We start from the raw sequence: 25,043 nt of genomic DNA, 5'->3' as shown, positions 1-25,043 counted from the left end.
CGCTCGGGAGCTGTCCAAGCCCTCTGCGAACCTTCCAAGACCGAATGCTCCAAGGACGAATTTCATGTTTCTGTCTCATGTTTCTTCGTAATTTGTCTAATGTTCCTTTGTAGACGGTGTCGAGCCGCAAATGGAGGTGGGTAGTCTCGCGGACGGTCGGGTGTGATCAAACGAGCAATAGCGCGTATTGCGCCCGCGTTCTGTACTACCCACGGAGGGAACGTTCCCTATGAATAGACGTATCGCGCCGATTTCCCGGCGGTCTGCACTGCGACTCGGCGGCGTGCTTGTTGCGCTCGCCTTGATGGCCGCTGCGTGCGGCTCCGGCGATGGCGACGACCAGGATGTCGATGGCGACGCGCCAGCTGCCACGACCGAGGCGGCAGAGCCTGAAACTGAAGTCACCCTGATACAGGCCACAGGCGACTTGCTGGCAACTGTCCAGGATCGCGGCTCGCTCAACTGCGGCGTCAGCGGTTCGGCAGTTGCCTTCTCCGAAACGCAGCCCGACGGCAGCACGACCGGCTTCGACGCCGACTACTGCCGTGCAGTAGCAGCAGCGATCCTGGGCGATGCCGACGCTGTGAACTTCGTGCCGCTGACCGCGGCCGAGCGGTTCACCGCGCTGGAGACCGGCGACATCGACCTGCTGGTGCGCAACACCACCTGGACCCAGAGCCGGGACACCGACCTCGTGCTCGATTTCGGACCGACCACCTACTACGACGGCCAGCAGGTCATGGCTCGCGTGAGCAGCAATTTCTCGGCCTCCTCGACGGTGGCCGATCTGGACGGTGCCACGGTCTGCACCAACGCCGGCACGACCACCGAGAAGAACATCGCTGACGCGGCTGATGCAGCCGGCATCGAGATCACGCTGTCGACGTTCGAGGACTTCGACATCGTCACCGACAACTTCATCCAAGGTGCATGCGATGCGGTTACCACTGACGGCTCTGCGCTCGTCGGCCGCAAGGTCAAGCAGGAAGGCGATCAGGAGTGGGTGATCTTCCCGGCGACGCCGATCTCGAAGGAGCCGCTGGGTCCGGTCTACCCGCAGAACCAGTCGACCTTCGGCGACGTCGTCAACTGGACCGTGTACGCCACGATCATCGCTGATGAGAAGGGCATCACGTCGGAAAACATCGACTCGATGCTCGCCGGCGGCAGCCTCGACGCCGAGGCGATCCGCATGCTCGGTGGCGAGGGTGAGTTGCAGACCAAGATGGGCCTGACGGCCGACGCGTTCTACAACGTGATCATTCAGGTCGGGAACTACGACGAGATCTACACCCGCAACCTCGGCCTGGTTGGCCTGAGTCGTGACGGCTCGGCCAACGCACGCTGGACTGCGGGCGGTCTCATCTACGCACCGCCTGCTCGCTGATCGTTGAACCTGCCGGCTGGGGAACTCCCCAGTCGTGTGGGTGAGCACATCTCAAGCGAACGGCCCCCGATCCGACCGGATCGGGGGCCGTCGCGTTTGTTGGTGGGGTAGCGCCAAGTCCCAATAGCCCGACGTGAGCGACCTCGTCGCATAGGGTGACCTGCGGTGAGCGACCCTCGAGCACCAGCCCGTGACGACTCCCTTGCCACGTTGGGAAGCCGTCCGCCGTTCTACCGGGACGCCACCGTCGTGCGCTGGATCGCCCAGGTCGGCACGCTCATTCTGGTCGTGGCAGCGATGTGGTTCCTTGCCACCGAGGCGGGAGACAGCCTGCGCGCCCGTGGCGCGAACATCGACTTCGATTTCATCTCCGACCACATCGGCATCAAAGTCGGCTGGGGGATCGACACCAATCCCGATTCGGGTGGCCGCGCTCTCTGGGTCGGCATGGTGAACACCATCCGCATGGCGGCTGCAGGCATCGCTCTCGCCTCGGTGGTCGGTGTCCTCGTTGGTTTGGCACGGCTGTCGTCCAACTGGCCGCTTCGCCGTCTGGCGGGCGTGTACGTGGAAACCCTGCGGAACATTCCGTTGCTTGTTCAGATCCTGGTGTACGCGGCGGTCCTGGCGACGCTCCCAAATGTCACCTTCGGGATGGGGCCGATTCCCGGTTGGGTGCACCTGTCGAACAAGGGCCTGTCGATCCCGCGCGTCTTCGTCGCGGATGGCTTCTACCAGTGGGCCGTCATCTTGATGATCGGCGCGGTGATCGCCCACTTCGTATTCCGGCGGCTTGCAACCAAGCGGGAGATGACCGGCGCGCAGACAAACGCTGGCGCGTGGGCCACCGGAATCGTTGCTGTCTTCGCCATCGTGGGCTGGTGGGTGCATCCCATCTTCGGCTGGTTGGGGAACATCGTGGGCGGTCTGGCCGATGCGGTCGGAGCCATCCCGCAAGGAGTTGTGCAACTCGTCGCTGCAGTCGCTGCCATTGCTGTGGCGGTGTGGTGGATACGCCGCTTTCTGGCTCGGCGCCGAACTCCGGCAGGCCTCACGCGTCTGACCGACGACGACTGGTTCCGCATGATCTTCGCCGTTGTGGCCGCGGCGATTGTCGTGTTCGTCGTCGCAGTTCTGTGGCCTGGACTGTCAAGTTGGGTCGTCAACTCATCGTCCGATGGCCTCGGCGTGCTCGCCGACAAGTTCGGAAACGGCCGAACCGGTCCGCCCATCGATGCACTCCGGCCCGACATCGTGCAGCCAGGCAATTTTGCCAACTACGGACCCGCCGGTCTGAACCTGCCCATCGGTTTCGCGGCCGTCTACTTCGGTGTGGTCTTCTACACGGCAGCGTTTATTGCAGAGATCGTGCGCGGCGGCATCCTGGCAGTGCCCAAGGGCCAGAGCGAAGCCGCACAAGCACTGGGTCTGCGACGCTCGACGGCGTTGCGGCAGGTGATCTTGCCCCAGGCGCTGCGGGTGATCCTGCCCCCGGTGGGCAATCAGTACCTGAACCTCACCAAGAACACATCGCTGGCAATCGCCGTGGGCTACAGCGACCTCGTCCAGATCGGCCAGACCGTCTACAACCAGACCGGCAAGACGCTGCAGGTCATGGCGGTGTGGATGCTGTTCTACCTGGCGTGCTCGCTGACGATCTCCGCGGTCGTCAACTTCTTCAACATCCGGCTGCGGATCGTGGAGCGCTGAGGTGACCGATCCGATGCAGCCCGCTGCCTTGACGGTCATGGCGGCCGAGCCGGTGGGCCCGGCGACGAGCCCGCCTGACCGGCCGAGCCTGCCGCCAGGTCGCTGGATCCGCGAGAACCTCTTCCCCAACACCCGCAATTCGATTCTCACCGTCTTGGCGGTCCTCATAGCGCTGTTGGCGTACCGCGGCCTGTTGAATTTCGTGTTCAGCGAGGAGCGCTCCTGGATTGCCGTGCGCACCAACCTGCGTCTCCTGTTCACCCAGGCCTACCCCGAGCACCAGTACGTGCGCATCTGGGTGGTGGTCGGAACGATCATGGTGCTCGCGGGAGTGAGTGCGGGCATCTGGGCTCGCTGGGGCGGGGTGACCGTAAAGCGATTGATGGGCTGGCTGATGTCAGGGGCCGCCCTCATCGCGACTGGCGTGGTGCTGCGCGAGCCGAGCGTGCTCACCGATGCAGCGGGCGAGGCGCTGCGCGACGGTGCCGGCGAGCGGGTGCGCGAGTCCTTCGCCTCCGCAATGGCGGATCGATGGGTGTGGTGGGTCCTTGCGCTTGTGCTGTTCGGGATCAGTCTGGCCCTGTGGCTGTCACTCGATGATCTGCGCCGTCGCACGACCGAGGTCCCGGTCTCCTGGCTCATCTTCGGCGCGCCGGGGCTGCTGGTGGCGTCCACCTGGGTGGTTCGCTACGGTCACTACGGATTCACCGAAGGCGAGTTCATCGCTGAGCCGGGCCGCATCGTGGCGATGAGCACAAGGCTGCCGTGGACAGTCATGTGGCTGCTGTTGGTGGGCTGTTTTGCCCTTGGGCGACTCGCACGCGACCGCGCCATCGCCTTGTCACAGGCGGCCGCGGACGCCGATGATGCCGACGGCGCCGATGAGGACGCCGCATCGGTGCTGCCACGCAGATCCTTGGCGAAGACACGTGCAACGGTCAACCTGTTGTGGCTGCTGAGCCCGTTCTTCCTCTATTGGGTCGTCATGCGCGACCCCGAGATCGACTACGCCCATGTGTTTTCGACCATGCTGCCGATGGGGTTGGCCTTCGGGGTAGCGGGCTCGGCGGCGCTGTGGTGGATGACGCGGACCGACGCCGGCGAGTTCGGGCGGTTGGCAGCGATGGGCCTGCTGTTGCTGGCCGCGTTCCAGTGGGTTGCGGCGTTCTTCGGCTGGTACTCGATGCTGCAGGTTGCACGCATCGGTTTCGTTCTGCTGGCGGTCGCAGGGCTGTTGGCGCCCAACTTCACAGGCGTTGCCGCCCAGCGTCGCAGGCTGGTGGGAGCGTGGTTGTTCGTTGTGCTGCTCGTCTTCTACGGCGCGACAGTCATCAACTCGCCGTCGACTGTGGAGACGCCGACGAACATGTTCATCGGGGGATTCAGCGTCACATTGCTTGTCTCGGTGCTGACGATCATGCTGTCGTTCCCGATCGGGGTGCTGCTGGCGCTGGCACGAACCTCCCGCCTGCCGATCTTCCGGGTGCTGTCGACGATCTATATCGAGGTGATCCGCGGCGTCCCGCTCATCACGCTGCTGCTGTTCTTCTCCGGTGTGGTACCGCTGTTCCTGCCCGACGGCATGGAGCTAGCGGAGCTGGCCGCAGCCATCATCGGCTACACCTTGTTCTCGGCCGCGTACCTTGCCGAGAACGTGCGCGGAGGGCTGCAGTCGATCCGCCGCGGGCAGTACGAGGCGGCCGATGCCGTCGGGCTGACCACCGTGCAGCGCACCGGCTTCATCGTGCTGCCCCAGTCGCTGCGGGTGTCGATCCCGCCGCTGGTAGGACAGGTCATTGCCACGTTCAAGGAGACGTCGCTGCTCGCCATCATCGGGCTGTTCGACTTCCTGCGAATGGCCAACTCGGTGGTCCCGAACCAGTCGCAGTTCCTGGGTGTTAGACGTGAGGGACTGCTGTTCGTCTCGGCTGTCTATTGGGTTGTGGCGTTCGCTATGTCGAAGTACAGCCAACGACTCGAGCAGCGAGTGGGGCTGGGCCAGCGATGAGAATGAGGCACCGGTTGACAGGCCGGCGATAAGGGGGAGTTGACCATGAGTTCGAGCGCACAACCGGCCCACGGCGACGCCACCATTGCTGTGTCCGACGAGCTCGCGGCGCGCGACGACATGATCGTGTGCCGCGACGTCGACAAGTGGTTCGGTGACTTTCAGGCCCTCAGCGGCATTACCGCCACGATCAAGGAGCAGGAAATCGTGGTCGTGCTCGGGCCGTCAGGCTCGGGAAAGAGCACCTGGATCAGGTGCATCAACCGGCTGGAGGCCCATCAGAGCGGCCAGATCATCGTGGACGGCATCGAGCTGACCAATGACCTGCGCAACATCGAGAAGATCCGTTCCGAAGTCGGCATGGTCTTCCAGCAGTTCAACCTGTTTCCGCACCTGACCGTGATGGACAACATCTCACTGGCGCCGATCTGGGTGCGCAAGAAGTCGCGGCCCGAGGCCGAGGAACTGGCGGAGTCGCTGCTCGAACGAGTCGGCATCCCCGAGCAGGCGCAGAAGTTCCCCGGCCAGCTCTCAGGTGGTCAGCAGCAGCGCGTGGCGATCGCCCGGGCGCTGGCGATGGAGCCCCGCGTGATGCTGTTCGACGAGCCCACCTCGGCGCTGGACCCCGAGATGATCAAAGAGGTGCTCGACGTGATGGAAGGGCTGGCACGCTCGGGCATGACCATGATGGTCGTGACTCACGAGATGGGCTTCGCCCGAGAAGTCGCCGACCGCATCATCTTTATGGAGGGCGGCGAGATCGTCGAGGTGGGTACGCCCCACCATTTCTTCACCGATCCGGCCGAAGATCGCACCAGGCTGTTCTTGAGCCAGGTCCTCTAGCCGCGAAGAGCGGGTTCTTCTCTGCTGATGGTGCAGGCTCAGCCGTTGGGCTCGCCGTAGGGGCTGTCTGCCTCCTCGTAGCACGACGGGTGGTAGTGCTCGACACGATCCCAACGGTTCTTCGCGTAAACGTTGCAGATGATCTGCTCAGCCCGGATGCGCGCCCGGAACTTAATGAGTTCATCGCACACGGCGCAATAGGCCGAATTGCCCGCATCGACGGTCCGCGACACCGCCCTGCTCTTCCACCGCTTGCGTCTTGGAGCTGGGGCCTGCGTTGGAGTCGATGACGACGTCGTTGTGTCCGTAGCCATGGCGGGACCCTAGCGAACACTCGCGCGCTCATGGTGGATATTCGCGCGTTTCGCGCGAATATTGGTACGCTACGCGCGATCTTGGTCAAGGCTCGCGCGTTAGGCGCGAAACTTCGACCGCCGGCTGGCAGAGGTGCCCGGTGGCGAACAGGCCCAGATAGCGTGCCGGGCCGTGTCCGACCGCCGATCCAGCACCGTCGACACTGCCGAATTGGCTGCGAAAGCCGCTGCAGGCGGCCAGTTCGTGCCAGCAGTTGTCGATGCGGTGCTCTTCGACTTCGGCGGTGTCATCACTGAGAGCCCCTTCGGGTCGTTCAACCGCTACGAGGACCGCATTGGCGTACCTCGCGACACCATCCGGCAGATCAACGCCACCAATCCCGACACCAACGCGTGGGCACGGCTGGAGCGCAGCGAGGTGAACGTCGACGAGTTCGCTGGCCTGTTCGAGGCGGAGGCTGCCGACCGGGGATACGAGGTGTCGGGCTCACAGGTGCTGGCGTGCCTCAGCGGCGGGCTGCGACCGCAGATGGTGCGCGCACTGGAGATCTTGGTGGAGCGTCTGCCGGTCGGCTGCATCACCAACAACGTGCGGACCGGCCATGGTGCCGGGATGGCCCGGGATGCCGCCGCGGCAGCCGCAGTAGCGGACGTGATGAAGCTCTTCGGGGTGGTGATCGAATCGTCGGTTGTCGGACTTCGCAAGCCCGATCCGCGCATCTACGAGCTGGCGTGCTCCGAGCTGGGCATCGACCCGGTCCGCACGGCCTACCTGGACGACCTCGGCATCAATTGCAAGCCGGCCGCCGCGATGGGCATGAAGGCGATCAAGGTGACCGATCCTGACGCTGCTCTGCGCGAACTCGAGGCGCTCGTGGGTTTCGACCTGCGGTGATGCCTCCGGTATCGACGCGCTGATTGGCTGCTGGCGTGGCTGCCGAGTTCATCTACACGCTGCGCGCCCTCGGGCGCTACTACCCGCCCGACCGCGAAGTGCTGCGCGACGTGACGCTGGCGTTTCTGCCCGGGGCGAAAATCGGCGTGATCGGGCACAACGGCTCGGGTAAGTCGTCGCTGCTGCGGATCATGGCCGGACTCGACGACGGCTACAGCGGTGAGGCCCGCCTGGCCTCGGGAGCCACGGTGGGACTACTGCCGCAGGAGCCGGAGCTGGATCCCACGCTGGACGTCGAGGGCAATGTGATGACCGGCGTTGCCCAAACAGCCGAGCTGTTGACCGCCTACGAGGAAGTGATGGCCGGCTGGGCCGTGCCCGACGCCGACTTCGATGCGCTCGGAACCCGTCAGGCGGAGCTGGAGGATCGGATCGCGGCTGCCAATGCCTGGGATTTGGACCGGCAGGTCGCCATCGCCATGGAAGCGCTGCGCCTGCCGCCGTCCGATGCCGACGTGTCGACGCTGTCGGGAGGGGAGCGGCGCCGCGTGGCGTTGTGCCGGCTGCTGCTGTCGCATCCGGATCTACTGCTGCTCGACGAGCCGACCAACCATCTCGATGCCGAGTCGGTGGCATGGCTGGAGCGCTTCCTCGCCGATTACTCCGGCACCGTCGTGGCCATCACCCACGATCGCTACTTCCTCGACAACGTCGCGGGCTGGATCCTCGAGATCGATCACGGTCGCACGATGCCGTTCGAGGGCAACTACAGCGCCTGGCTTGAGCAGAAGTCGGCTCGGCTGGCTGCCGAGCAACGCGAGGCCGATGCCCGGGCCCGCACGCTGGCGAGCGAGCTGGAGTGGGTGCGCATGTCGCCCCGGGCACGCCAGGCCAAGAGCAAGGCGCGCATCAGCGCGTACGAGGATCTGCTGGCTGCGCACCAGACCGCTGCCGATCGGCAGCGTCGGTCCGATCTGCAGATCACCATTCCCATGTCGAAGCGCCTCGGCTCGTTGGTCATCGAAGCAGACGGTCTGGCCAAGGCGTTCGGCGACAAGCTGCTGTTCGACGACCTCACCTTCAGCCTGCCGCCCGGCGGCATCGTGGGCGTCATCGGAGCGAACGGTGCCGGCAAGACGACGCTGTTCCGGATGCTGGTCGGCGATGAGTCGCCCGACGCCGGCGCCATCACGGTCGGCGAGACGGTGGACATCGCCTATGTGGACCAGTCGCGGGCACGGCTCGACGACAGTCGCACCGTGTACGAAGAAATCACAGACGGGCACGACACGCTGCGCATCGACGGCGTAGGGGGCGCTCGGGAGGTCAACGGCCGGGCGTTCGTGGCATCGTTCAACTTCACCGGCGCCGATCAGCAGAAGCGCGTCGGCGAGCTGGCGGGCGGCGAGCGCAACCGGGTGCACCTGGCTCGGACGCTGACGTCGGGCTGCAACGTGCTACTGCTCGACGAGCCCACCAACGACCTCGACGTGGACACGCTGCGGTCGCTGGAAGCCGCCCTCGAGTCGTTCGGAGGCTGCGCGGTGGTCATCAGCCACGACCGTTGGTTCCTCGACCGGATTGCCACCCATGTGCTGGCCTTTGAGGGCAACAGCGTCGTGCGCTGGTTCGAAGGCAACTTTTCTGAGTACGAGACGTTCCGCAAGCGTGAACTCGGCGCAGATGCGGGACCGCACCGGATCACCTACAGACCGCTCGCCCGTTGAGGCGGGCCGTTAGCGTCGGACCGGTGCGAATTGCGACCTGGAACGTCAACAGCCTGAATGCCCGGCTGGAACGGGTCGACGAATGGCTGGACTACGCCGAGCCCGACGTGCTGCTGCTGCAGGAAACCAAGATGTCCGACGAGCAGTTCCCGCACCTGCATTTCGAAGCGCAGGGCTACGCCTCGGTCCACCATGGCGAGGGGCGCTGGAACGGCGTGGCGATCCTGTCAACCGTCGGGATCGAAGACCCGATTGCCGGCTTTGCCGACGGCCGAGAGCCCGACCCCGACGCCCGGATCATCTCGGCCCGCTGCGGCGGTGTGACGGTCAGCTCAGTGTATGTACCCAACGGCCGGGCCGTCGACCACGATCACTACCACTACAAGCTCGATTGGCTCGGGCGCTTGCGGGCACACCTCGAGGCAACCTGCGATCCGGCGGCACCGGTGCTGGTGGGGGGCGATGTCAATGTGTGCCCCGACGACCGCGACGTGTGGGACCCGGACAACCCCGAGCCGCGCACCCACGTCACCGAGCGCGAGCGGGCAGCGATCCGCGACGTGTGCGACTGGGGGCTGCGTGACATCTTCCGCGAGCACTACGACGATGCGGGCCTGTTCAGCTGGTGGGACTACCGCGACGGTGCCTTCTACAAGCGCCATGGCCTGCGCATCGACCTGCTGCTCGGCACCGAGCCGGTGGTGGCGGCCGCCGAGTTCTGCTTGATCGACCGCAATGCGCGCAAGGGCACCAAGCCCTCAGATCACACCCCGGTGTTCGTCGATCTCGCCCCGTAGCGGTCGCATCGGACGGGCCTCGCCCGGCCGCATGGGGCTTGCTGTGCGCTGTCCCGTGTTGTCGTCTTCTGCCTGAGAAGCGAGCGGCCGTCCACGAGAGCTTGCAGAAGCTGCGCAGCAGAGTCGACACCACTGCGGTCGGCGAGCCGAGGAGGTGTGCGGGTGACCAGATGCCGCCGGATTCGGCTACTTGTCGGCGGAGGTAGCGAGGATTTGCTCGTCCTCGAAGGGAGGCGGGACCAGGTCTTCGTACATGGCTGGGTCGGGTTTGTAGATGCCGAACTGCCCGTCGCGGCTGTACGCAACACCCGTGCCCGTCTGGTGGGCAACCAGGTGGGCTTGCAGAATCTCCTTGCGGCTCACGACGGCTCACCGTAGCAACGGCACTGCGCTGGTCCGGTGCGAGTTCTTCTGCGGTGCCCGGTGAGGCAGTCGGCTTCTCTCACGAAATGCTGAGGCATGTCATGGATCCCGGGTTCCCACGAGCATCCCCGACCCACGGTGTCAGTTGTGGGGTTATGGGTCGGTGGTGAAGTTGACGGTGCCGAGGAGGTGTGCGGGTGACCAGATGCCGCCGGGGTAGAAGCCGCCGTCCCAGGTGGGGATGAAGTTCTCAGCCTTGACGCCGGCACCTTGGCCGCCGATGTATTCCTCTTCGGAGATGAGCCGGAAGAGTGCTTCGGCGGTGTAGGTGGTGCCAGGTTGCAGGCCCCCAACGGTGACGTATGCGTCGTCGGTGTGGGTGCAGCCTTCGTTGAGGGCGTCCTCGGGCGCGTCAGGCAGGCAGGTGTGGTGTCCCCAGCCTTTGGCGCCGATGCCCACATGCAGCAGCCGGTTCTCTCTTTGCCGCTTCGGCGGGGACAAAGCCAGGTGATGCTTGGCGTGATTCGAGGTGAGTCCGGTTCCGGTCATGTCGACCCGGATCGTCGCGCCGGTTCGCCACACATTGGTGACGGTGACGAGGCCGTCGGCGGGGAGCTGGCGTTCCGAATCGGTGGACGCGACTGCGGAGGGGTTGCTGCGGCCGTTGTTGCGCACCGCGATGACCCGGTAGGAGAACTGTGTGAGCGGCGCGATCTCCTTGTACTGGGTGCCCGATCTGACCTGGAACGTGGTCACGTCGCTGCTGGTGTCAGACCACGAGGTGGTGCCGGTGCCGGTGATGGTGGCGATGTCGGCGAAGGGCAGCGCGCGGTCGCTCTGGGTGACGAGGCGCCGCTGGATCACATAGCCGGTGACCTGGCTCGCGTCGGTTGTGGGCGGGTCCCAGTCGAGGTTGATGGCCAGGGCAGTGCCGTCTGCGACGGCTTGCTTGGTGGGGATCGAGATGGTGAGGTTCTGCGGGGACCGTGCGTCGGGTCGCGCGGCGTCGTGTTCGCGAAAGACGCGTGCGCCCTCGGACAGACGACTGCCGTAGTCGTGGTCGGGGTTGTCGTCGGTGTCGAGGCCGTACAGGGCGCGTATTTGGTAGTTGTGCTGGCGCAGGCCGACTTTCGCGTCGCCGCTGATGTCGAGGAAGGCGTAGGTTTTGTCGCCTTTGTGGTAGTTCTCGGTGTCGATCAGAAGGGGCTCGGTGTATGACAGCAGCTCGACGGTGCCGTCGCGGTAGACGTGCCCGAACGAGGTGCGGTAGATCTCATAGCCGCTGATGGAACGCCTGTCGATGCAGGCGTACTCGTCGGTTTCTACCACCTTCCACATCGTGTAGCCGCTCTTGGGGTGGATGCCCCTTTCCAAGGTGCGGGTGCCGGGCACCCGTTCGTAGTCGGCGCAGGCGCTGAGCTGCGACGGCCGCTTCCACGTGAGGTACATGCCGTTGGAGACCACCGTCGCGTTGACATCGTTGGGCACGAAGTCCGAGGCGGAATTGCCTGTGATCTTGTCGGCTTCGGCAGACGCTGGGGGAGCACCGGGGTCGTAGCCCAGCGAGTTGGGATAGCCCTCGGGCAGGCGGTCCGACGGATCGGAGAGGACATCGAACACCGGGGTGCTGTCGGCGCCGCCGACCGTGAACACCTCCGAGAGGGCGTAGTAGGGGGTGGCGCCAGCGTAGCTATTGGAGACATTCCCGTTGTCATTGAGAGGATTGCCCGACGACTGGTTGAGCCTTCCGACTTCGACGCGGCCCGCGCCCAAATACGTCCCGCCCTTAGCCGTCCCGTTGTTCTTGCTGCCGGTCCAGACACGGTTGTTTGGGAAGAATTGGTTGCCGGTGCGGCGGCGGTTGCCGGTGCGATCCCGGAAGTCATCCTCATTGTCCCAGGTGCCGTCGTAGAAGTCCTCGTAGCCGTCGGCGACCTTGGAACCGTTCATCCAGTAGATGGGGACGCCCTTGTCGGTAGCGGTGTAAGTGGTCGAGGTGTTGTCGCGGGCATCGACGTCGGCTGTGCTGCCGACCACGCGGAAACCGGTGTAGTAGGGCTTGATAGCGGAATGGGTGCTGCCCTTGTTGGCCTGGCCTTGGACGTAGGTGTTGTAGTAGCCGATGTCGGTCTCTGTCGGGGTGATGTAACCAAGGGTGAGGAACAGCAGCCGGAATTCGTCGCCGACGTTGAGGCCGCTGGGTGTGAGGGCCCAGTCCACAGGAACGGCTGTCGAGCTCGGATGCGAAGACCGCAGCACGACCCCTTCCTCGCCGTCGGGCGGGGGCATGAACTGCTTGTCTTTCAGGTCGCTGGTGTCCACCGTGACCGCTGAGCGGGCAACACCGTCGTTGCCGTCGTCGCCGTTGTCGGGATCGCCGTCGTCGCCGTCGTCGCCATCATCGTTGCCGCTGTCACCGTCGGTGGTGGTTGGGGGTGCGCCGGTGTCGGGGTCGCAGCCGGTCTGCGGGTCAGCAGCGACGTAGTCGGCGGCGAGGTCGACGCGTGAGTAGTTGCCCCAGCGGCTGAGCTGGTCGCCGCGGCGCGCTTTGACCCGGTAGGTGTACGCGGTGCCGGGCTGATCCGCGCAGCGATCCACGAACGAGACGTCGCTGGTGGCGGTGTCGTCGGCCACGACATGGAACGTGCCGACGGCGTCGACGCCGGGGCGGCGGCGCAGCACCTGATAGCCGGTGACACCCTCGGCGTCGTCGACGGGCGCGTTCCAGCTCAAGGTGACTACGCCGTCTTGGAGCTGAGCGGATAGCCCCTTGGGATGCAGCGAGCTAGACGACGCCCCCACAGCAGGAGACAGCACTGCTGCTGCGAGCGCCATCGCCGCCAGCGCTGCGGGCACAGCCCGTCTGCGTCTGCGGGGCATTATTCGAGGGGGGGGGGGGGGGTCTGAGACAGGTGGGCGTCGAACATCACGGACAAACTCCAAGACGGCCTTGGGACCCTGAACAGGCTCGAAGCGGCTCATGACCGCACAGCGCCGGGGACCCGAACTGATTGCTGACTGCGGAACCCTACAGGACCTATCCCGAATAATTCAATTACATATGAGTACAACACATATATCGGCCATTTCGCCTGCACACCTGCGCACGCAGATCCGCAGGTCCGCTGGGCGCACCGACGCGTTGACTCAGCGAGGTCGAGTTGTGTCGAGCGCGGCTCGAGCCGCGGCCACCCGCGACGCGGCGTCGTCAGGCGACAGCGCCGGGGGCTCTGCGGTAGCCGCGGAGATGAGTTCCAGCCAGGGTGAGGGGCTGCGCAGCCCGCCCGTCGCACCGCGTCCAGTGCGGTGGCGTGCCCATGTGAGGTGCAGCGTGTGCGTGGCCCGCGAAACGGCGACGTAGAACAGCCGCCGTTCCTCGGGGTCGTTGTGGCGCAAGGGCACGAGACCGTCCTCGACGCCGGCGATGACGACGTTGCGCCACTGCAGACCCTTGGCGGCGTGAAAGGTTGCGAGGGCCACGGCACCGTCGCGTGGGTGGAAGGGGGTGCCTGATCGGTCGCTGTCGAACAGGTCGGCAGTGAGTTCGCGATCGCTGCCCGACAGCAGCCCCACCCAGGTCGCAAAGCCCTCGCCGGTGGGGCCGCTGCGCCCCGATTGGCGACCGGAGGTTCGTGACATCTCGGTCAGGTAGGCATCGGCGAGTTCGAGCACTCGCATCAGCACTGGTTCGGGGGCCGTGCCCGGCTCGGCATCGAGCGCATCGGCGCGGAGGTCCTCGACGACGGTGGAGAAGTGCGCATCTGCCGTGCTGAGGTGCTTGAGCAGTTGCTGGACGGCAGGAAGCTGCAGGAACGGGCTTCGCTGCCCACTGAGACGAGCGGGGATGCCACGAGCCTCAAGGGCTGCAGCGATGTCTCCGAGCTGGGAGTTCGTGCGGGCGAGCACGCCGAATGAGTCCCAGCGCACGCGGCCGACGTGTCGATCCGCAATCCAGCGGGCAATGCCGGAGGCCTCGGCCGCAGGGTCCTCGAACGCCGTCACGGTCGGTACAGGGCCGGTCTCGTGCGGGCGCGCCGGCGTTTGTGCATGGCCGCCGACGCTTGTGACGCCCGAGTCGGACTCGGTTGCCATGACTGCCTGTGCCGCTGCGACCAGCGATGGGTGGCTGCGGTAGTTGAGTTCGAGCCGGACGACCTGCGCGCCTTCGAAGTGCCGGTCGAACTCGACGATGTAGCGGCTGTCGGCGCCGTTCCAGCCGTAGATCGCCTGGTCGATGTCGCCGACGGCGCAGATATCGGCAGTCTGGTGGTGCACTGCCTCGGCGCCGCCGATCCACTCCCACAGCAGGTTCCACTGCAGCCGGTTCAGATCCTGAAACTCATCGACGAAGAAATGTCGGTGCAGCCAACGCTGAGCCGCAGCGAAGTGTTCGTCGGAACGCATCAGGCGGGTGCACTCGGCGAGCAGGTCGTCGAAGTCCAGCAGCCGGCGACGGGACTTGGTGCGCTCAAAGTGCTTGAAGAGCTCCGCCGCTGCTTCGCCGCCCTCGCGTCCCAGCCGCGCCAGCGCGGGCCCCTCGCGATAGTCGGCAACCGACAGGTCGCTTGCCTTCGCCCAGTCGATCTCTCGCAGAGCAGTGTTGATGGTGATCGGCGGTCTGGGCCCGAACGCCCGCTGGAGGTGCTCTGACAGTTCGCCGCTGAGCGACGCCCGGTTCGGCAAGATCTTCCGCTCGGAGCGGCCGCGGTCGGTGTCGTACTGGCGTAGCTGGGCGAGTGCGATCGAGTGAAACGTGCCGACCGGCCCCATGTCGTCGACGGCGAGCCGCCGCAGCCGTGACCGAAGCTCCCGCGCAGCGCGGCGAGTGAACGTCACCGCCATGGCGCGTCGTGCTTGCACCGACTCGGTGGCGGCTCGCCAGGCGATTCGCTGTGTGAGCACACGGGTCTTGCCGCTTCCCGGACCGGCCACGATCAGCAGCGCGGCCGCGGGCGAGCGCACCGCTGCACGCTGCGCGGCGTCGAGGCCGTCGTCGGACGGCAGTGGCTCACCCGGAGGCGCCGCGAGAGCCGCGTCGTTCACGAGGGCGAACCTAGAGGAAGTGCACGGAGGAACTGCACCGAGGCGACGGCCTGCGTGACGCTGCCGGCAATACGCGCCCGCAGTGCCAATGCGCTGCCGGCGACGCGCATAGTCAGCGCCAATACGCTGCCGGCAATGCGCATAGTCAGCGCCAATACGCTGCCGAAGGTGCGCATCGGCGCCGAGTGGTCAACCGAGCCGCTGCCAGAGAACGGCAAGCCGCTGGAGCACCCGTCGGGCCGCAACGTGCGCGTCTTCGTTCCGATCTGGCGCCGGCCCTACATGACTATCGGTGCACGCACGTACGGAGCTTCATTGCTCACCTGGTGCGGGGTCGACGTGGCGTTCGCCGATCGGGGCACGTATCCAACGATCGACGCCGGCGACCTGTCCGCGGACCATTTGGACATCGTGCTCGCGCCGACGGAGCCCTACCCGTGGCACCTGCGCCATCTCGACGAACTGGCGAAGATAGCGCCGACGCATGTGATCGACGGTCAGGACCTGTTCTGGTGGGGCACTCGTACACCCGGCGCGGTCGTGCGGGTGGCCGAAACTGTGAAACGGGCGCTGCGCCAGCAAGGACCCCCGCAGACAGCGCGAAGTAGCGTGACCGTCCAATGGCGAAGGGAATGAATATGGGCACAGGACCCTTGGAAGGTGTGCGAGTCATCGAGCTGCAGGGCATCGGCCCGGGACCCTTCTGCGGGATGATGCTCTCCGACATGGGCGCGGAGGTCATCCGCATCGATCGCTCAGCCAACGTGACCGATCACGACCTCGACGCCCCGCCGATCGATGTGCTGGCCCGAGGCCGTGCCTCGATCGGGCTCGATCTCAAGAACCCTGACGGAGTCGAGGCGCTGCTGCGGCTGGTGGAGCATTCCGATGCGCTCATCGAGGGATTCCGTCCCGGTGTCATGGAGCGGCTCGGCATCGGGCCCGATGAGTGTCTGGCACGCAACCCGCGGCTGGTCTACGGCCGGATGACGGGCTGGGGACAGGAGGGTCCGTACCACATGGGTGCCGGACACGACATCAACTACATCGCATTGGCGGGAGCGCTCGACCCGATCGGCCGCAAGGGCGAGCCGCCGATCGCCCCGCTGAACCTCGTGGGCGATTTCGGTGGCGGCGGGATGCTGCTGGCGTTCGGGGTGGCCTGCGGCCTGTTCGAGGCGCAGCGCTCCGGCCAGGGCCAGGTAGTGGACGCTGCCATGGTCGACGGCGCCGCAACGCTCATGGCCATGTTCCACTCGATGCGGGCGCTGGGCGTGTGGAACGACGAACGCGGCACCAACTTGCTCGACACCGGCAGTCACTTCTACGACGTGTACGAGTGCGCCGATGGCAACTACATCTCGGTCGGGTCGATCGAGCCGCAGTTCTACGCCGAATTGCTCCGTCTCACCGGTCTTGAGGGGGACCGGGAGTTCGCCAAGCAGAACTCACGCGGCCGGTGGCCCGAGCTCAAAGAGCGGATCGCCGAAGTCTTCAGATCGAAGACCCGCGACGAGTGGTGCGAGATCATGGATGCCACCGACGTGTGCTTCGCCCCAGTGCTGACACTGGCCGAGGCCCCGCAGCATCCCCACAACGTCCATCGCAAGGTCTTCTGCGAGGTGGCCGGAGTGATCCAGCCGAGTCCGTCGCCGCGATTCAGCCGCACCGTCGGGACCGTGCAGGGGCCACCGGCGCACTCAGGCCAGCACACCGACGAGGTGCTGGCGATTGCCGGCTACGACCCTGACGACATCGCAAAGCTGCGCGACACCGGTGCCGTTGCCTGAGACAGGGGCCGATGCACCCAGCGCGGCGAGTTCCGGAGAGACGGAACGCAGAGAGCCGCATGACGCGCCTGCGGGGCTCGATCGCAAGCTGGTCCCGCTCTACGAAGAAGCTGCCGCAGTCGCCGACGTGTCTCCGGCGAGTGCCTGCGCGCTGGCGCGCCTGCTGCTGCGCAGCCTCATCCAGTCCCAAGGGCTTCGGGGCCGCCACCTCGTGCGCGACATCGGCGAGCTGGTATCTGCCGGAGCCCCCGTCGGGCTGCTGCGTGCGCTCGACGTCATGAAGCTGAGCGACACCGAGGCGCGCCGTCCCGGTGAGCTCAATCTCGCAAACGGCCACGGAGACGCCCAGAACCTGCTGATGTTCATTCACCTGTTCACGCAGCACGTCTCGCCGCCGGAGCGGCGAGACCATCGGCTGCAGTCGCCGCCGCCGCAGTGAGCGCTGGGGTCACCTCGACGGTTCACACCGCGCTCGGCTGGGCACTGGTGCTGTCGAACGGCGCTGCGGGGCTCTGGGCGCTCGGTGCGATCCGTTGGGAGACGCTGCGCCACCGCAGTCTCTGGTGGTTCTTGGGGGCCGCATGGGTCCTGGTGTTCGTCCAGCTCACTGCCGGCGTCATCCTCATGCGGGTCGCAGCGGTGGAAGCCCCGGCATTCCATGTGTTCTACGGGGCTTGCTGCGCAGTGGCGGTCGTCTTCGTCTACGCCTACCGCCAGCAGCTCGAGCACCGCCGCTACGAGCTGTTCGGCCTCGGTGCGCTGTTCATCATGGGGCTCGCCATCCGGGCCATGTTCCTCGGAAGCTGACGGACCCGAGCACAGCGACCGCTCCTGCTGTCGCGTCGAGGTGGATCCTCAGACGCCGAGACGTTCCTCGAGCCGATCGAGCTGGCGCCGCATTTCTTTGGGAAGCCGTTCGCCCAGCGACCGGTAGTGCGTCTCGATCATGTCCATCTCTGCGCGCCAGTCGTCCTCATCGACCGTGAGCAGCGACTTGATCTGCTCGTCAGTCAGGTCGAGTCCGTCGGTGTCGATGGCCTCCGGCGGCGGCACCAGACCGATGGGGGTGGCAGTTGCTTCGCCGTGGCCTGCCACCCGCTCGAGCACCCACTTGAGCACTCGGGAGTTGTCGCCGAATCCTGGCCAGATGAACTTCCCGTCGGCATCCTTGCGGAACCAGTTGACATAAAACAGCTTGGGCAGCTGCGCGCCTGGGGTGTTGCCGATGTCGAGCCAGTGCTGGAAGTAGTCGCCGAAGTTGTAGCCGCAGAACGGCAGCATCGCGAACGGATCCCGCCGCACCTCGCCGATGGTCCCCGCCGCGGCAGCCGTCTTCTCCGACGACATCTGGGAACCCAAGAACACCCCGTGCTCCCAGTCCAGCGCCTCGGCCACCAGCGGCACCGTGGTTGCTCGCCGGCCGCCGAACAGGATTGCCGAGATCGGCACGCCAGCCGGATCCTCCCACTCGGGAGCAATGGTGGGGCACTGCGTAGCGGGAGCCGTGAAGCGGGCGTTGGGGTGAGCGGCGGGCGTGCCCACCGCAGGCGACCACTGGTTTCCGCGCCAGTCGATGAGATCGTCGGGCGGTTCAGGCGTCAGGCCCTCCCACCAGACGTCGCCATCGGGGGTCTGAGCCACGTTGGTGAACACGCAGTTGCCCCACATGGTCGCCAACGCGCTCGGGTTGGTGTCATCACCGGTGCCAGGAGCTACGCCGAAGATGCCTGCCTCGGGATTGATCGCGTGCAGCCGCCCGTCGCCGCCGAACTTCATCCAGGCGATGTCGTCGCCGACGGTCTCGATCTTCCAACCCGGCAGGGTGGGAATCATCATGGCCATGTTCGTTTTGCCGCAGGCTGACGGGAAAGCGGCCGCCACGTACACCGTCTCGCCTTCGGGAGGCGTCACGCCCACGATGAGCATGTGCTCGGCCAGCCAGCCCTGATCGCGCGCCATGGTCGACGCGATCCGCAGGGCGAAGCACTTCTTGCCCAGCAGGGCATTGCCGCCGTAGCCGGAGCCGTAGGACCAGATCTCGCGTGTCTCGGGGAAATGGACGATGTACTTGCGCTCCGCGTCGCAGGGCCACGGCACGTCAGGCTGGCCCGGTTCCAGCGGGGCGCCGAGCGAGTGAATGCACGGCACGAACTCGCCGTCTGCGAGCACGTCGAGCGCACCCTGGCCCATGCGCGTCATGATCCGCATGGAGGCCGCCACATAGGGCGAGTCGGTGAGCTGGACACCGATGTGGGCGATGTGCGAGCCGAGCGGGCCCATCGAGAACGGCACCACATACATCGTCCGGCCGCGCATCGAGCCACCGAACAGCTTCAGCACCTCATCCCGCATCTCGTCGGGCGCACGCCAGTTGTTGTTGGGGCCTGCGTCCAACTCGCGCTCGGTGCAGATGAACGTGCGATCTTCCACCCGGGCGACATCGCCGGGGTCGGAGCGAGCGAGATAGCTGTTGGGACGAGCTTCGGGATCGAGCGCGATGAGTGTCCCAGACTCCACCATCTGGCTGCACAGCTGCTGGAATTCGGCTTCGGAGCCGTCGCACCAATGGACCGCGTCGGGCCGAAGCACGCGGGCCCAATGATCGACCCAATCGATCAGCTGGCGGTTGGCAGTGGCAGACAAGTTGTCCTCCGGGTCCGAGTCTCGCACTTGCTTTGCGCTGAGTCTTGATCCTCGCTTCGCGCTGAGTTGTCCTACTCGCTTCGCGCTGAGCTGTCCCAGTCGCTTCGCGCTGAGCTGTCCCAGTCGCTTCGCGCTGAGCTGTCCCACTCGCTTCGCTCATTGGCCAGTGCGGTTGCACCGGCCTCAGATCACGTTGTCTTCCCCCCGGTGGTGATCCAGTCAGGTGTTCCCAGGTCCACCTCCGAGCCCAGACGAAGCCGTGTGGCAAGCCTCCGTTCGTCAAGGTCGAAGATCACTCGCTGGCCCTGCCGCACCATCCGAAAGATGGAGCCCTCCAAGGCGTCAAGGGCCAGCTCGTGCTCTAAGCGCGTGACGTCGTCGGTAACGACGCCGACTCCCGATGCCGGGTCGTACGACTTGATGACGCCTTGCACTCGCGCCTCCAGTGGCAGGGAATCTGCATGACTGGCGTGCCAGCCCGCGCAGCACCCGAAAGCTACCAACCGACTGCTGCGAGCGCGTTGTAGCTTCGGCAGCTATGAGCGACAGTGGGGGCGGTGCGTCTGCTGCACAGTCTGCAACTCATCTCGCCGCGCGCGCCCTGGACACGAACGCGTTCGTCGAAGCGATACGCACCTATGGCGAAGCACTCGATCAGCACCGCATCACGATCGATCGTCTCAACGTGTACCCGGTGCCCGACGGCGACACGGGCACCAACATGGCGCTGACGCTTGCAGCGGTCAGCGAGGAGCTGGATCGGGCGGGCTCTGAGCGTGCCGAGGTCTGCCAGGCCATCTCCCACGGAGCTCTCATGGGGGCGCGCGGCAACAGCGGAGTCATTGTCAGTCAGCTCTTGCGAGGACTCGCCGCCACGCTGGCTCCCTCCGACGGCGACGACCAAGCCGAACCGATGATCGATGCCGACCTGCTCGCCCAAGGCCTGGTCGCCGCGAGCGTGGCAGCCGATGGGGCAGTCATGCGTCCGGTCGAGGGCACCATCTTGAGCGTGGCGCGTGCCTCGGCCCACGCCGCTCAGCAGGCCATCGCCACCGACGAAGGCGATGATGGTTTCGAGCGCCTGGTCGGGGTGTTGGAGCAGGCGCGCCGGGCTGGTCAATCCGCACTCGAGGCGACACCGCAGCAACTGCCGGTGTTGGCCGACGCTGGGGTGGTTGATGCCGGAGCCGCTGGCTATCTGCTGCTGCTCGACGCTCTCCTCAAAGTCGTCGACGGGCGCCCGCTGCCTGCCGAGGTGGACTTGCCAGCGGACGTGGCAGCCGTCATCGCGCACGGCAACGCCGGCGCGAGCGTGCAGCGCGATGCCGACGACCCGGTAGCCGAACGCCGCGCCGAGATGCACAGCCATCTCGATGCCGGTGACGCTGCCGGCCACGACGCGCACGACCCTTCTGGCACCCGCTACGAGGTGATGTACCTGCTGGCGGCCCCGGACTCCAAAATCGACGCATTCAAGGCCTCCTGGGACTCCCTTGGCGACTCGATAGTGATGGTCGGCGGCGACGGCCTGTGGAACTGTCATATCCATACCGACGACATCGGTCCCGTCGTCGAGGCAGGGATCGATGCCGGACGGCCGCATCGCATCCAGATCACCGACTTGCACGAGCAGGTCGCCGAACTCGGCGGGCACGGTGCGCACGCGGGGCACGGTGCGCACGCGGGGCACGGAGCGCACGCTGGGCACGGCGACCCGGGCGCGAGTGCCGTCGCCGGCACCAGAACCGACGACCGCCCGATGGTGGAATGTGCCGTGGTAGCGGTGTCGCCATCGGCCGGGCTCGACGAGCTCTTCGCCTCGCTGGGCTGCCACGAACTTGTCACCGGGGGACAGACGATGAATCCCTCGACCGCCGAGCTGCTCGCGGCCGTCGAGGCGGCACCGTCGCAGCACGTCGTCGTGCTGCCCAACAACTCCAACATTGTTCCGGTAGCCCGGCAGGTCGGCGAGCACACCTCCAAGACCGTGGCGGTCGTGGCCACGACATCAGTGCCCGCCGGCCTGGCTTCCCTGATCGGCTACGACCCCGGTGTCAGCGCAGACGCCAATGCCGCATTGATGGGCGACGCTGCGGCCCTGGTCGCGGCGGGCGAGGTGACCCAAGCCGTGCGCGACACCGCGGCGCCGACCGGTCCTGTCACCGCTGGACAATGGATTGGCCTGGACTCGGACGGTATTGCGGCTGCAGGGGAGACTGCAGCCGATGCTGCCCTTGGCTTGCTCGCTCACCTACTGCAACCCGAGCACGAGATCTTGACGCTGATCGAAGGCGCCGGCGCTCAGGCGGGAGAAACCGACGAAGTGGTCTCGTGGCTCGCGCAGAACTGGCCCGATGTCGAAGTCGAACGGCACGTCGGCGGCCAGGACCACTACCCGTATCTGTTCGGCATCGAATGAACGCTCGCCGTCGCGGCCAGCCCATCGGTGGCCGGGCTGAGGGCGCGGTCGAAGCCGATGAGACTGTTCCGCGGCCCGCGGCGGCAAAGGGTCCGCTGACGCTGCGCGAACTCGATGCGATCGGCGTCGAACGACTCAACGGCGTCGGCCGGCACCGCCGCAAGGCCCTGCGCGAAGTCGGCGTCGAGTCGGTGTTCGACTTGCTGACCTACTATCCCCGGCGTTACGTCGACCGCACGGCCCAAGCCCCGATCAGCGAGGCAACGGTCGGAGCCGAGATCACCGTCGTGGCCGATGTGATGTCGACGTCGAGCCGTCGCCTGCGTGGCGGCCGCCAGCTGGTGAACGTCGAAGTCGGCGACGCCAGCGGCTCCATGAGCGTGGTGTTCTTCAACCAGGCGTGGAGGGAGCGTCAGCTCGCCGAGGGTCTCACCGTCGCACTGTTCGGCAAGGTGGAGAACTACCGGGGGCGCAAGCAGATGACCAATCCTGTGGTCGACCTGCTCGGGGATCGCACCGGAAAGATCGTTCCCATCTACCCGCAGTCCGAAACGGCCGGCATCGCCACGTGGGACGTCGCGAACTGGGTCGCAGAAGCGCAGCGGCGCTGTTCTCCCCGAGGAATCGCCGATCCGCTGCCGGACCGGCTGCGAACCAGGCTGCGCCTTGCTAGACGGGCTCAGGCGCTCGCCGACATTCACGAACCATCTTCAATGGCCGATCGCACCACAGCGCGAAATCGTCTCGTGTTCGACGAGCTGCTGCGAGTCCAGCTCGTGCTGCGGAGCCAGCGCTTGGCGCGCGAGGCAGACGAGCTCGGCATTGCGCACGACCCATCCGGCAATCTCGTCGATGCGTTCCATCGACGCATGCCGTACGCCCTGACAGGTGCACAACAGCGAACCATGGCCGAGATTGACGCCGACGTGAGCACCGTGCGTCCGATGCACCGGCTGCTGCAAGGCGACGTTGGTTCCGGCAAGACGCTGGTAGCGCTGCACGCATTGCTCGTCGCCGTACAGAACAACCATCAAGGTGCGCTCATGGCGCCCACCGAAGTGCTCGCCGAACAGCACTTCATCGCTGTGCGGGCATTGCTCGACGGTTTCGAAGTGCCCGATGGTGCACGACTCAGCGGAACACGGCCGCTGAACCTGCGCCTGCTCAGCGGTTCGGGCTCGGCAACGCATCGCCGCGAGGTACTGGTGGAGATAGCGACGGGGACCGCAGACATCGTTGTCGGCACGCACGCCCTTCTTCAAGAATCAGTGAAGTTCGGCTCGCTCAGCGTCGTCGTTGTGGATGAGCAGCACCGGTTCGGCGTGTCGCAGCGTGCCCGGCTCCGCGAGAGCGGGCGCGACGACCGCCGTCTCCCTCACCTGCTGGTCATGACGGCTACACCCATCCCGCGCACCGCCGCGATGACGGTGTACGGCGACCTCGATGTCTCGGTGCTCGACGAACTCCCGCCGGGTCGGACGCCCGTGGTGACTCATTGGGTGCGTGGGCCGCTCGCCGCCCAAGCCATGTGGTCCAGCGTGCGCACCGAGATCGAAGCCGGTCGTCAGGCCTACGTGGTGTGTCCGCTGATCACCGAGAGCGAGAGCCTCGACGCGCGCTCGGCCGAGCAAATGCATGCAGAGCTGGTGGCGGGCTCTCTTGCCGGCCTGCGGGTCGGCCTGCTGCACGGGCGCATGCCGTCGGCCGACAAGGAATCGGTGATGGCCCGGTTCCGAGCAGCAGATCTCGACGCACTGGTCGCGACGACGGTCATCGAGGTTGGGATCGACGTGCCGAACGCGACCGTGATGGTCGTGCTGTCCGCAGATCGATTCGGCATCGCACAGCTGCACCAATTGAGGGGTCGGGTGGGCCGCGGCAGTCATGCCTCGGCGTGCTATCTGGTGAGCGACGACGATCCGACCCCCACCGCCGTCGAGCGGCTGACTGCGCTCTCGGAGTCATCCGACGGGTTCGAGTTGGCCGAGCGTGATCTCGAATTGCGCGGCGAAGGCACACTGTTCGACGAACGGCAATCGGGACGCAGCGACTTGAAGCTGGCGTCGCTGGCCCGCGACCTGACCTGGGTGCAGGCTGCCCGCGACGCGGCCACTGAACTCATTTCGGCCGACGGGGATCTTGATGCCCACCATGCGCTGGTTGATGAGATCGACTGGTTCTCCAGTCGCCGCGATTCCGAGTACTTGCAGCGCAGCTAGAAGCTGACCGCTCACCCCTCAGCAACGGCCTCGTCGTGACGCAGCAAGACCGTGATGACGGGCGTGCCGTAGCGGCGTACCCGAGAGGTGCGCCAGCGGTGATCGGGAGCCGGCTTGATCTCGTGGTCCGACTCGCACACGAGCACCTGGGCGCTCACCGCACCGAGAAGATCGTTCCAGCCATCGAATCGGTAGGGCGGATCGGCAAATGCCAAGTCCACCGGGTCCCGGGGCCCGGCCAAGAATCTCTGAGCGTCGGATCGAACCACCGTGGCCCGTTCGGCGAGTCCGAGCGCGGCCAGGTTCGCATCAATAGTCCGGCAAGCGGTCGCGTCCGAGTCCACGAAGGTGACATGCGTGGCGTTTCGCGACAGTGCCTCGATGCCGAGTGCGCCTGAGCCAGCGAACAGGTCCAGCACGGTGGCGCCATCCGGCGGCTGCAGGCTCACGAGCATGTTGAAGACGGCCTCGCGGGCCCGATCGGAAGTCGGCCGGATTGTATCGCTGCCGGGAGTCTCCAGGCGGCGACCGCCCAACGCCCCGCCGACGACACGCATGGCGTCACCGTAGGCGGCACGCCTACGTTCTGGCAGCGGGCGGCACACCTACGTTCTGGCAGCAGGCGGCAAAACCGGCGCGTGAGACACTGCGGCAATGGCGATCCCCCCGAATGCGCACGGCGATATCGGCGGCGTCGAGGTGCCCGCAGAGATCATCTGTGTCGACTGCGGCGGGCGCTGCGGCCTCCTGAACCTGCCCGAGCCGGACTGGGGCTTCCAGCCCGGAGACGTCGCCACCTACCGCTGTGCTGACTGCGGCGACCGCTGGGACCTCATCGTCTCCGACGCTGATACATCCGGTTGAGCACATCCGGCTGAGTACATC

Annotated in this window: 21 protein-coding genes; 14 read left to right on the top strand and 7 right to left on the bottom strand. The window is 66.1% G+C overall.

The features are described 5' to 3' along the window. The first annotated feature begins 229 nt into the window (after positions 1 to 229). The 4 genes from ACOQPH_RS10345 to ACOQPH_RS10330 all read left to right on the top strand — a co-directional run bounded on the left by ACOQPH_RS10345 (position 230) and on the right by ACOQPH_RS10330 (position 5,948). Entirely contained in the window at positions 230 to 1,387 is a 1,158-nt protein-coding gene (locus ACOQPH_RS10345) for an amino acid ABC transporter substrate-binding protein (protein ID WP_420621314.1), read from the top strand. 165 nt (positions 1,388 to 1,552) lie between these two features. After that, entirely contained in the window at positions 1,553 to 3,097 is a 1,545-nt protein-coding gene (locus ACOQPH_RS10340) for an amino acid ABC transporter permease (RefSeq protein ID WP_420621313.1), read from the top strand. A gap of 1 nt (position 3,098) precedes the next feature. After that, positions 3,099 to 5,105, top strand: a complete 2,007-nt coding sequence (locus ACOQPH_RS10335) for an amino acid ABC transporter permease (RefSeq protein ID WP_420621312.1) — start codon at positions 3,099 to 3,101, stop codon at positions 5,103 to 5,105. 120 nt (positions 5,106 to 5,225) lie between these two features. Then, the gene (locus tag ACOQPH_RS10330) at positions 5,226 to 5,948 is read left to right on the top strand and encodes an amino acid ABC transporter ATP-binding protein (RefSeq protein WP_419554895.1); all 723 of its coding nucleotides are present in this window, start codon (positions 5,226 to 5,228) and stop codon (positions 5,946 to 5,948) included. Positions 5,949 to 5,986: 38 nt separating this feature from the next. Here ACOQPH_RS10330 and ACOQPH_RS10325 read toward each other — a convergent pair whose 3' ends face one another. After that, the gene (locus ACOQPH_RS10325; RefSeq protein ID WP_420621311.1) at positions 5,987 to 6,181 is read right to left on the bottom strand and encodes a hypothetical protein; all 195 of its coding nucleotides are present in this window, start codon (positions 6,179 to 6,181) and stop codon (positions 5,987 to 5,989) included. A gap of 253 nt (positions 6,182 to 6,434) precedes the next feature. Between ACOQPH_RS10325 and ACOQPH_RS10320 the strand changes: the two genes are divergently transcribed. The 3 genes from ACOQPH_RS10320 to ACOQPH_RS10310 are packed head-to-tail and all read left to right on the top strand — an operon-like array spanning position 6,435 to position 9,681. Next, positions 6,435 to 7,157 (top strand): HAD-IA family hydrolase, encoded by a 723-nt coding sequence (locus ACOQPH_RS10320; RefSeq protein ID WP_420621310.1) that lies wholly within the window; start codon positions 6,435 to 6,437, stop codon positions 7,155 to 7,157. A 35-nt stretch (positions 7,158 to 7,192) separates the two neighbouring features. Next, positions 7,193 to 8,884, top strand: coding sequence for an energy-dependent translational throttle protein EttA (gene ettA / locus ACOQPH_RS10315; RefSeq protein WP_420621309.1), 1,692 nt, complete (start codon positions 7,193 to 7,195; stop codon positions 8,882 to 8,884). A gap of 23 nt (positions 8,885 to 8,907) precedes the next feature. Beyond that, entirely contained in the window at positions 8,908 to 9,681 is a 774-nt protein-coding gene (locus ACOQPH_RS10310; RefSeq protein ID WP_420621308.1) for an exodeoxyribonuclease III, read from the top strand. A 186-nt stretch (positions 9,682 to 9,867) separates the two neighbouring features. On the opposite strand, the gene ACOQPH_RS10305 is transcribed toward ACOQPH_RS10310, so the two are convergent. The 3 genes from ACOQPH_RS10305 to ACOQPH_RS10295 form a co-directional block, all read right to left on the bottom strand. Then, positions 9,868 to 10,044: a hypothetical protein gene (locus tag ACOQPH_RS10305; RefSeq protein ID WP_420621307.1), complete on the bottom strand. Its 177-nt coding sequence runs from the start codon at positions 10,042 to 10,044 to the stop codon at positions 9,868 to 9,870. 153 nt (positions 10,045 to 10,197) lie between these two features. Next, positions 10,198 to 12,900, bottom strand: a complete 2,703-nt coding sequence (locus tag ACOQPH_RS10300) for a hypothetical protein (protein ID WP_420621306.1) — start codon at positions 12,898 to 12,900, stop codon at positions 10,198 to 10,200. Positions 12,901 to 13,191: 291 nt separating this feature from the next. Beyond that, the gene (locus ACOQPH_RS10295) at positions 13,192 to 15,087 is read right to left on the bottom strand and encodes an ATP-dependent helicase (RefSeq protein ID WP_420621305.1); all 1,896 of its coding nucleotides are present in this window, start codon (positions 15,085 to 15,087) and stop codon (positions 13,192 to 13,194) included. A 54-nt stretch (positions 15,088 to 15,141) separates the two neighbouring features. On the opposite strand from ACOQPH_RS10295, the gene ACOQPH_RS10290 reads away from it, so the two are divergent. Genes ACOQPH_RS10290 through ACOQPH_RS10275 form a run of 4 tightly spaced genes read left to right on the top strand, consistent with a single transcriptional unit; the run spans position 15,142 to position 17,684 of the window. Next, positions 15,142 to 15,723 carry a helical backbone metal receptor gene (locus ACOQPH_RS10290; RefSeq protein ID WP_420621304.1) on the top strand — a complete coding sequence of 194 codons (582 nt, stop codon included), beginning with the start codon at positions 15,142 to 15,144 and terminating at the stop codon, positions 15,721 to 15,723. 2 nt (positions 15,724 to 15,725) lie between these two features. Next, on the top strand, positions 15,726 to 16,877 hold the full coding sequence (locus ACOQPH_RS10285; protein ID WP_420624343.1) for a CaiB/BaiF CoA transferase family protein: 1,152 nt from the start codon (positions 15,726 to 15,728) through the stop codon (positions 16,875 to 16,877). Next, positions 16,864 to 17,316, top strand: a complete 453-nt coding sequence (locus ACOQPH_RS10280) for a hypothetical protein (protein ID WP_420621303.1) — start codon at positions 16,864 to 16,866, stop codon at positions 17,314 to 17,316. The genes ACOQPH_RS10285 and ACOQPH_RS10280 overlap by 14 nt, the downstream gene beginning before the upstream one ends. Further along, positions 17,313 to 17,684 (top strand): hypothetical protein, encoded by a 372-nt coding sequence (locus ACOQPH_RS10275; protein WP_420621302.1) that lies wholly within the window; start codon positions 17,313 to 17,315, stop codon positions 17,682 to 17,684. The genes ACOQPH_RS10280 and ACOQPH_RS10275 overlap by 4 nt, the downstream gene beginning before the upstream one ends. Positions 17,685 to 17,732: 48 nt before the next feature. Here the strand turns inward: ACOQPH_RS10275 and ACOQPH_RS10270 are convergent, their stop codons facing one another. Beyond that, the gene (locus ACOQPH_RS10270; protein WP_420621301.1) at positions 17,733 to 19,520 is read right to left on the bottom strand and encodes a phosphoenolpyruvate carboxykinase (GTP); all 1,788 of its coding nucleotides are present in this window, start codon (positions 19,518 to 19,520) and stop codon (positions 17,733 to 17,735) included. A gap of 188 nt (positions 19,521 to 19,708) precedes the next feature. Continuing rightward, complete coding sequence (locus tag ACOQPH_RS10265; protein WP_420621300.1) at positions 19,709 to 19,954, bottom strand: hypothetical protein; 246 nt, start codon at positions 19,952 to 19,954, stop codon at positions 19,709 to 19,711. Between the two features lie 104 nt (positions 19,955 to 20,058). Between ACOQPH_RS10265 and ACOQPH_RS10260 the strand changes: the two genes are divergently transcribed. Beyond that, positions 20,059 to 21,939, top strand: a complete 1,881-nt coding sequence (locus ACOQPH_RS10260) for a DAK2 domain-containing protein (protein ID WP_420621299.1) — start codon at positions 20,059 to 20,061, stop codon at positions 21,937 to 21,939. Further along, positions 21,936 to 24,158 carry an ATP-dependent DNA helicase RecG gene (gene recG / locus ACOQPH_RS10255; protein WP_420621298.1) on the top strand — a complete coding sequence of 741 codons (2,223 nt, stop codon included), beginning with the start codon at positions 21,936 to 21,938 and terminating at the stop codon, positions 24,156 to 24,158. The genes ACOQPH_RS10260 and recG overlap by 4 nt, the downstream gene beginning before the upstream one ends. Positions 24,159 to 24,169: 11 nt before the next feature. Here the strand turns inward: recG and rsmD are convergent, their stop codons facing one another. Next, positions 24,170 to 24,715 (bottom strand): 16S rRNA (guanine(966)-N(2))-methyltransferase RsmD, encoded by a 546-nt coding sequence (gene rsmD / locus ACOQPH_RS10250; protein ID WP_420621297.1) that lies wholly within the window; start codon positions 24,713 to 24,715, stop codon positions 24,170 to 24,172. Between the two features lie 97 nt (positions 24,716 to 24,812). Between rsmD and ACOQPH_RS10245 the strand changes: the two genes are divergently transcribed. After that, a complete protein-coding gene (locus ACOQPH_RS10245) occupies positions 24,813 to 25,022 on the top strand; it encodes a hypothetical protein (protein WP_420621296.1) in 210 nt (69 codons plus the stop codon). The last annotated feature ends 21 nt before the right edge of the window (positions 25,023 to 25,043 follow it).

Origin of the sequence: Candidatus Poriferisodalis sp., from assembly GCF_965221945.1 — a bacterium.
Classification (GTDB): Bacteria; Actinomycetota; Acidimicrobiia; order Acidimicrobiales; family Poriferisodalaceae; genus Poriferisodalis.
The sequence above is the reverse complement of the archived record's forward strand: the minus strand, read 5'-3'. Positions and strand labels throughout refer to the sequence as shown.